6 protein-coding genes are annotated in these 7,598 nt (G+C 68.8%); 1 reads left to right on the plus strand and 5 read right to left on the minus strand.

The features are described 5' to 3' along the window. The 5 genes from ACH9D2_RS15415 to ACH9D2_RS15435 all read right to left on the minus strand — a co-directional run. On the minus strand, positions 1–791 hold a 791-nt coding region (locus tag ACH9D2_RS15415; RefSeq protein WP_396363700.1), incomplete at its 3' end, for a TerC/Alx family metal homeostasis membrane protein. A 381-nt stretch (positions 792–1,172) separates the two neighbouring features. Continuing rightward, a complete protein-coding gene (locus ACH9D2_RS15420) occupies positions 1,173–2,513 on the minus strand; it encodes a hemolysin family protein (RefSeq protein ID WP_396363701.1) in 1,341 nt (446 codons plus the stop codon). A gap of 554 nt (positions 2,514–3,067) precedes the next feature. Beyond that, complete coding sequence (locus tag ACH9D2_RS15425; RefSeq protein ID WP_396363702.1) at positions 3,068–3,604, minus strand: hypothetical protein; 537 nt, start codon at positions 3,602–3,604, stop codon at positions 3,068–3,070. Positions 3,605–3,790: 186 nt separating this feature from the next. Further along, a complete protein-coding gene (locus ACH9D2_RS15430) occupies positions 3,791–4,576 on the minus strand; it encodes a formate/nitrite transporter family protein (protein WP_396363703.1) in 786 nt (261 codons plus the stop codon). A gap of 91 nt (positions 4,577–4,667) precedes the next feature. Then, complete coding sequence (locus ACH9D2_RS15435; protein ID WP_396363704.1) at positions 4,668–5,720, minus strand: alpha/beta fold hydrolase; 1,053 nt, start codon at positions 5,718–5,720, stop codon at positions 4,668–4,670. 406 nt (positions 5,721–6,126) lie between these two features. Between ACH9D2_RS15435 and cls the strand changes: the two genes are divergently transcribed. After that, positions 6,127–7,598 (plus strand): cardiolipin synthase (cls, locus tag ACH9D2_RS15440; protein ID WP_396363705.1); only part of this gene is annotated, 1,472 nt, incomplete at its 3' end.

The raw sequence follows: 7,598 nt of genomic DNA on the forward strand, positions 1-7,598 counted from the left end.
AGGATGATCGCCAGGCCCCAGGAGAGGTAGATGAGCCGGTCCAGCAGCCCGTCGATGAGGAAGTACAGCTGGCGCAGGCCCATCAGCGAGAACGCCACGGCGGTGAACACCAGGTAGGTCTGCTGGGTGAGGCCGAAGATCGCGGGGATCGAGTCCAGGGCGAAGAGGACGTCGGTGCCGCCGATGGCCACCATCACGAGCAGCATCGGCGTCATGACCTTCTTGCCGTTCTCGATCGTGAACAGCTTGTCGCCGTCGTACTCGTCCGAGGTGTGCATGAAGCGCTTGGCGGTGCGGATGATGAAGTTGTCGGCCTCGTCGTGGGCCGAGTCCGAGAGCTCGCCCTTGATCAGGGACCCGGCCGTCAGCAGCAGGATGAGGCCGAACAGGTAGAAGACCCAGGCGAACTGGTTGATCAGCCCCGCGCCCACGAAGATCAGGGCGGTGCGGGCGATCAGGGCGAAGGTGATGCCGAAGAGCAGGACCTTCTGCTGGTCCGCACGGGGGACCTTGAAGGAGGCCATGATGATGAGGAAGACGAAGAGGTTGTCGACCGACAGGGCCTTCTCGGTGATGTACCCGGCGTAGTACTCCCCGGCGTACTGGCCACCCCACTGGATGAGGACGAACAGGCCGAAGAGGAGGGCGAGGCCGACGTAGATCGCCGACCAGATCGCGGCTTCCTTCAGCTGGGGCTCGTGCGCCTTGCGCACGTGGAAGACGTAGTCGAAGAGCAGCAGGCCGACGATCGCGACGATCGTCACGGCCCACACGGTGGTGGAGACGTCCATAAGAGGTGTGCTTTCCGGGTCGGTTACAGGACCGCCGTAAGTCTCTCCGCCGCTCCGCAGGGACCTCTCCGGTCCGTGCTGCCGAGTTCGGCCGCTGCGTCCGGCCGGGAATCGACTCCCCGACGTACTGACGTCCACAGCGCTGAGGGATACTCCCCTAAAGCTTTCCCGATTGTATACGAGGCCCCGTGCCGCCGCTGTCATGAAGGACATATCCCAGACTGCGTGGCCCTCGGCCGGGTGACGGAGTGGGGAACACTCCGGAGGAGACGCCGGGAGCAGCCGGTGGAAGAGGGAGCGCCACAGTGGTGCTGTGGCGAGCTGCCGGCTGGAGCGTGGTCCTGTGTGCGGGCGACCGGTTTCGGCGCACTCCCGGGGGGCTCATTCGACCCGATCGGTGGCGGTGGTCCCCGCCGGTGGCAGGCGGGTGATCCGGACCCGTTCCACGCGGGTGCGGTCGGTGGCCAGGACCTCGAGCCGGTACTCGTCCACCTCCACGGCGTCGCCGGGGCGGGCTATCCGGCCCAGACGCTCCATGACGAACCCGCCCACGGTCTCGTAGGGGCCCTCGGGGATGGTCAGGCCGGTCTCGGCCGGTACTTCCTGGATGATCAGCCCGCCGTCCACCAGGACGGCCTCGCCCTTGCGCAGCACGGTGTCCTCGTGCTCGCGGGGCCCGGTGTCGAACTCGTCGTAGATCTCGCCCACGAGCTCCTCGACGAGGTCCTCCAGGGTCACGATGCCGGCTGTGCCGCCGTATTCGTCGACCACGATCCCGATGTGGTGGCCTCCCTTGCGCATGAACTGCAGGGTGCGCAGCACGTGGTTGGTCCTGGGCAGGAAGGGGACCGGGCGCACGATCTCGCCCAGGGTGCGCGGTGGGGCCTCGATGACCCCATCACCGTCGGCGTCCACCACCACGAGGTCGCGGATGTGCACGAAGCCCAGGATGTCGTCGATGTCCTCGCCCGTGACGGGGTAGCGGGAGTGCGGCAGGGACAGGGCGGTGCGGTAGGCCTGGGTGACGGGCAGGGTGCCGTCCAGGAACGCCACGTCGGTGCGCGGGCGCATGACCTCGGCCAGACGACGGTCCCCGGCCTCGAAGACGTCGGTGAGGATCGACCGCGACACCGGTCCGATGCCGCGGGTGTCCACGACCATCTCCCGGATCTCGTCGGCTGAGACTTCCTCCGTGGCCGCGTGCGGGTCCCCGCCGAGCAGACGGACCACCGCGTTGGTGGAGGCCGACAGCAACCAGATCACCGGGCGCATCAGCTTCGCGAACAGGTTCAGCGGCGGGGCCAGGATCCGGGTGAACCCCACGGAGCGCTGCATGGCCAGGCGTTTGGGCACCAGCTCCCCGAACACCAGGGAGAGGTAGGCGACGACGAGCGTCATCCCGATCAACGCCACGGTCTGCGCGGCGGTCTCGGACAGCCCGACCCGCTGGAACAGTGGCGCCACGTCGGGGGCGATGGTCGAGGCCCCATAGGCGGAGGAGAAGAACCCCGCCACCGTCACGCCGATCTGCACGGCCGCCAGGAAGAGGTTCGGGTTCCGCACCAGTGCGGCGGTGCGGGCGCCCTTCCGGCCGGAGCGCTCGATCCGCTTGATCTGGCTTTCCCGCAGGCTCACGATCGCCATCTCGGTGCCGGCGAAGACACCCCCGACCACGACGAAGGCCAGCACGAGCAGAAGGTTGACGAGTGTGTCGGAGTCCATGGATTCCACGCTACCGGCCGGGTGGTCAGGGGCACCCCCTGGTGGGGCGGGCGGTCCGTCGGGAGCTGGATGCCTCAGCTGACCGCCCGCCGGCCCTTCTCGAGGACCACCAGGATGCCGGTCTCCCATTTCGACGCGACCAGTCCCGGGCGGCGCGACATCCACGAGAACACCACCGGGCTGCAGCGCCTGTACTCATCAGGGGCACCGTCCTGTCCATGGACGTATCCGCCGACGTGGCCCATTCCGCCACGGAAGTCAGCTCCCGGCCACGCAGGCGCTCGGCTGGGGTGACCCCAGCCGAACGTCTGGCGTGATCTGGGGTTCAACAGGTGAGCAACACCGGTGTTGCAGGGACCCCTGGAAACTGCCTGCCGCCACGGGGGCAGTTGTCACGTGTCGTCGGCAGGAAAGCAAGCTGGTCGAATCATTGCCACACCTCGGGGTGACAGCCTTCGGACTGGGCAAGTGGCTTTCCAATGAAGGATGGTGCCCCGACAGTCTGGCCGGATAGGTGGCAGCATCGCATGGGTTGCTGCCGTGCCCGTGGTGGGTCAGTTGCTCGGAGTCGCGTCCTGTGGCTCTGCCACGGTCACGTTATCGGCCCGCAGGAAGGGCTGGCCGTGGTAGTACGCCAGTTCATCGGGACCTGGATCTCCTCCCACGTTCTCTTCGACCACCGGGGGGTTGAACACCTCGTGGATCGTGCCGGTGACCGCCACGGTCTCTCCGGCCTCGGGGCTGGCCTCCTCCGGGTTGTAGAACACCAGCAGCGGCGCCAGGGTGGTGTCCTCAGTACCGGTGATCGTGAAGCCCACGGGAGCGACGGTCTCCTGGACCTGTCCGGTGACGATCACCTCCATGCCGCCGTAGTCCTCCCGCATGTCGACGAAAGCGCTGTCGTAGGGGCCGATGTAAGGTTCCGTCGGCTCGCCGCCTTCCAGGATCCCGTCCTCCTGGGTGCTCTCGGCCTCCTCGACCGGGTCTGCCGTGTCTGTCGTGCCCGCGCCGCAGGAGGTCAGTCCCAGACCGGCGACGGCGAGGGCGGCTGCGGCGGTCGTGCGGAGTGTGGGGCGTCGGGACGATGTCACGGTGAACCTCCTGCAGGTGGGCCGCCAACGGGGAACCCCGGGGCGTGCGGATCGGCTGGTCCCCGACCGTAACAACGAAGATGCTGCCCGCGGGCCGGGCCGGCGCACATTGTGATCGTCCCGTGACCGGCTGACCGGCTGATCGGCAGCCGGGGCATGATGCCTCTGGTCGGCACCAGGGGTGGGTCAGTCGGAGCCGGGGGAGCTCTTGGCCTGGACGGTGTGGGTGAGGGTCATCAGCAGCAGCCCGCCGACGAGGTTCCCGGCGACCGCCAGGGCGAAGTTCTGTCCCAGGTCCCCGTAGGTGACGGCGGCACCGAGCCAGATGCCGAAGAGCAGGTGCAACCCGGAGACGACGACGTGGTCGAAGGGACCCAGGGCGAGGAAGACTCCGACCAGGTAGGCCAGCACGATGCGGGCGGTGGCGGAGTCGGCGGCGTGCAGCAGGTAGGAGAGCAGGGTCAGCAGCGTGCCCGCGGCGATGGCCCGGGCGAAGGTCGCCCACCCGCTCTTGGTCGCGATGTCCTCGGCCACAGCGACGAGGACCTCGTGGGCCCCGGAGGGCAGGGCGCCTTCGACGGTGAAGATCGCGGCCATGACCGTCCCGCCCACGAGGTTGAGCGCCAGCACCAGGAGCCACAGCCGCCCCAGCCGGAACCAGACCGAGGCCCCCTGTCGGTCGATGGCGGCGGCGACGGGGTCGAAGAAGTTCTCGGTGAACAGCTCGGAGCGGCCGATGACGAGGAAGACCACTCCGGTGCCGAAGGCCATGGCGCCGGCCAGTTTGCCGGGGCCGGTGCCGAAGCTGGGGGCGATCAGCTCCTCGGCCATGGACAGGGCGACGATGCCGAAGACAATGGTGACCCCGGCGATGAACCCGGTCGAGGCCTGTTCCAGGGGTGGCATGGACAGCCGCCGTGCTCCCTCGTCCTTGGCGCGGTCGTAGATCTGGTCAGGGTTCGGTGCGCTCATGGACCACACCTACTCCACCGACTGCCCAGGAGCAATCAGTCCTCTGGCCGTTCTCCGGTGGATCGGTGAGTCGGCAGAGTCCTCACGGGGCTCAGGAGGATGAGCTCGGCTGGGCGTCCGTCTCCGTGCGGTCCAGCAGCTCGGCGAGGGCATCGTTCACGGCCTGGGCGTGGGTGAGGTTGACCATGTGCCCGGCGCCGGGGACGCTCACGAAGCGGGCACCGTCCCCGATGGTCTCGGCAAGGTGCTGGCCGCGCTGCCAGGGGATGGTCCGATCACGGTCGCCGGTGAGGACCAGCGTCGGGATGCGCCGGAAGACGCTCAGGGAATCGGTGCGGTTGTAGGCCACCATGGCCGGGTAGAAGGCGGACACCACGGACTGCTGGGTGCGGGTCAACGTGTCCTGCACGGCCGAGAAGACCTCGGGCGAGGGCCTGTCGTCACCGAAGAGCTGCTTGAGCAACCATCGGCGCCCCCAGGACCGGCGGAACGGAGCCACTCGATCGATGGCTGGAGCGAGAAGCCACAGCGACCACGCCGCTGCCTGGGCCAGGCCGGCGCGCACGGCGACGTGCGCCACCCGGTCGGGCATCTCCATCTTCGGCAGGTGTCCGGCGGCTGTGGACAGCAGGGCCACCCCGGTGATGCGGCCCCCGAAGATCTCGGGGCGCTGACCGGCCAGTGAGATGACCGCCATCCCGCCCATGGAGTGCCCTACGAGCACGATCGGTCCTTCGCCGGTCTGCTGGTCGATGACTTGCCCCAGATCCCGGCCCAGCCGGTCGATGGTGGCCGACCGGTAGGTCCCCCAGCCGCTGCGGCCGTGGCCGCGCTGGTCGAAGACCACCACCCGAGCACGCCGTTCCAGGGCTTCGCACTGGTACCGGAACTCCTGGGCGTGGGAGGCGAACCCGTGGGCGAACACCACGGTCACCGGGCCGTCCGCCCGGCCCAGGACCTCCGTCCACAGCTCCACCCCGTCATCGGTGCGGACCCCGGCCGGGCCGTCCGCCGGGCGGGAAGCCGGAACGAGGAACCGCACAGCAGCACCGAGGGTGGCCACGGCCGCGCCGGACAAGATCACCCACGACGCGGCGGCGGTCCTGTCACGGGGTCCGGCCCCGCTGCTGAGTCTGCCGCTCATCCTCTTCTCCTTCTCTACACGGTGACTGGCGGGATGACTGGGTCGTCCCGGGTATTCTCCGCCTGCACCTCAGGACGAATCCGCACGAACCGGTGGGCCGGGACAGTTGGGCTGTGGTGTGGCATGTCGGGAAGGGCTGGCAGCCAGGTGGCTGCTCCAAGAATCCGACGGCACCCGCTCCCGCGGCCACCGACGGTGGCGGTTGATGCACCCACCACCAAGGTTCACCGGCGTCAGGTCACTCGGTCAGGGACTGTTCCGGCCACGCTAGCAGCGCCTCGTGGGAGGTCTGGTCCGCACCGTCCGGGCCGCCGCGTTCAGGCGCGCGGCAGCCGGCCGTGACGGGAGCTCTGCTCTGCACCGGGGACCAGGGGCCTGCGGGTGGGCGTGCCCGTAGGGTGGGCGGATGGACATTCCTCACCTGCTGTGGAGCACCGTCCCGCCCTGGGCGACGATCACGTTCTTCGCCGTGGACCTGGTCATCCGTCTGGTGGCCCTGGGCACGGTCCCGCACAACCGGCGGCCCTCGGCGGCCTGGGGCTGGTTGCTGGTGATCTTCTTCTTCCCGATCCTGGGCGGGCTGGTGTTCCTTCTCCTGGGCCGGGCGGACCTGCCCGAGGACCGCCAGCACAAGCAGCGACAGGCGGCAGAACTGGTCGACGCCCACGGCCCCGGGACCGGGGCCCGTGAGGTCGAGGCGATGCCGGACTGGGCGGCCGAGACGGTGCGGCTGAACCAGCACAACGGCGCGTTCCCGGCGGCCGGCGGGCACCGGATCGAGGTCCTCGACGACTACGACGCCTCATTGGCCGCGATGGCCGAGACGATCCGGGGCGCGCAGCACTACGTGCACTTCGAGTTCTACATCACCGTGGCCGATCCCACGACCGAGCCGGTGATCGCCGCCCTGGAGGAGGCCCATGCCCGGGGGGTCACCGTGCGGGTGCTCGTCGACCACCTCGGTGCGGCCGGCTATCCCGGGTACAAGGACCTCCTCGGCCGCCTCGAGGAGGCGGGGATCGACTGGCGGCGGATGCTGCCCGTGCGGCCCTGGCGCGGGCAGTACCAGCGCCCGGACCTGCGCAACCACCGCAAGATCCTCGTGGTCGACGGGGTCGTGGCGTTCACGGGGTCGCAGAACGTCATCGACCGCTCCTACAACAAGAAGAAGAACAAAAGGCAGGGCCTGCAGTGGATCGGGATGATGGTCCGCCTCCAGGGACCGGCGGTCGGGCACCTGGACGCGCTGTTCGCCACGGACTGGTACTGCGAGACCGACGAGATGGTCCTGGGAACCGACCGGGCCCCGGCATCGACCCCGGACCGGTCTTCCCCGGGGGAGCTGGTGTGCCAGGTGCTGCCCTCGGGGCCGGGGCTGGCCCAGGAGTCCAACCAGCAGCTGTTCAACCATCTCTTCGCCTCCGCCCGGGAGCGGATCACCGTGTGCAGCCCCTACTTCGTGCCCGACGACTCGATGTACAACACCCTGCGCACCGCGGTGGGCCGCGGTGTGGAGGTGGACCTGTACATGGGCGAGACCTCCAACCACGCCCTGACCCACCACGCCCAGCGGTCCTTCTACGAGATGCTCATCCGCGACGGGATCCGCATCTTCCTGTACCAGGCTCCCTGGGTGCTGCACTCGAAGTTCGTGCTCATCGACGACGATGCCGCGGTGGTCGGGTCCTCCAACATGGACATCCGCTCCTTCGTGCTCGACCACGAGGTCAACCTCATGGTCGTCGACCGGGACTTCGTGGGCCGGCTGGACGAGATCGTGGCCGGCTACCGGGAGCACAGCCACGAACTGGAGCTGGCGGACTGGCTGGCGAGGCCCTGGTACCAGAAGTACCTCGACAACACCGCCCGCCTCACCTC

It is taken from the genome of Kocuria rhizosphaericola (assembly GCF_044462205.1).
Classification (GTDB): Bacteria; Actinomycetota; Actinomycetes; order Actinomycetales; family Micrococcaceae; genus Kocuria; species Kocuria rhizosphaericola.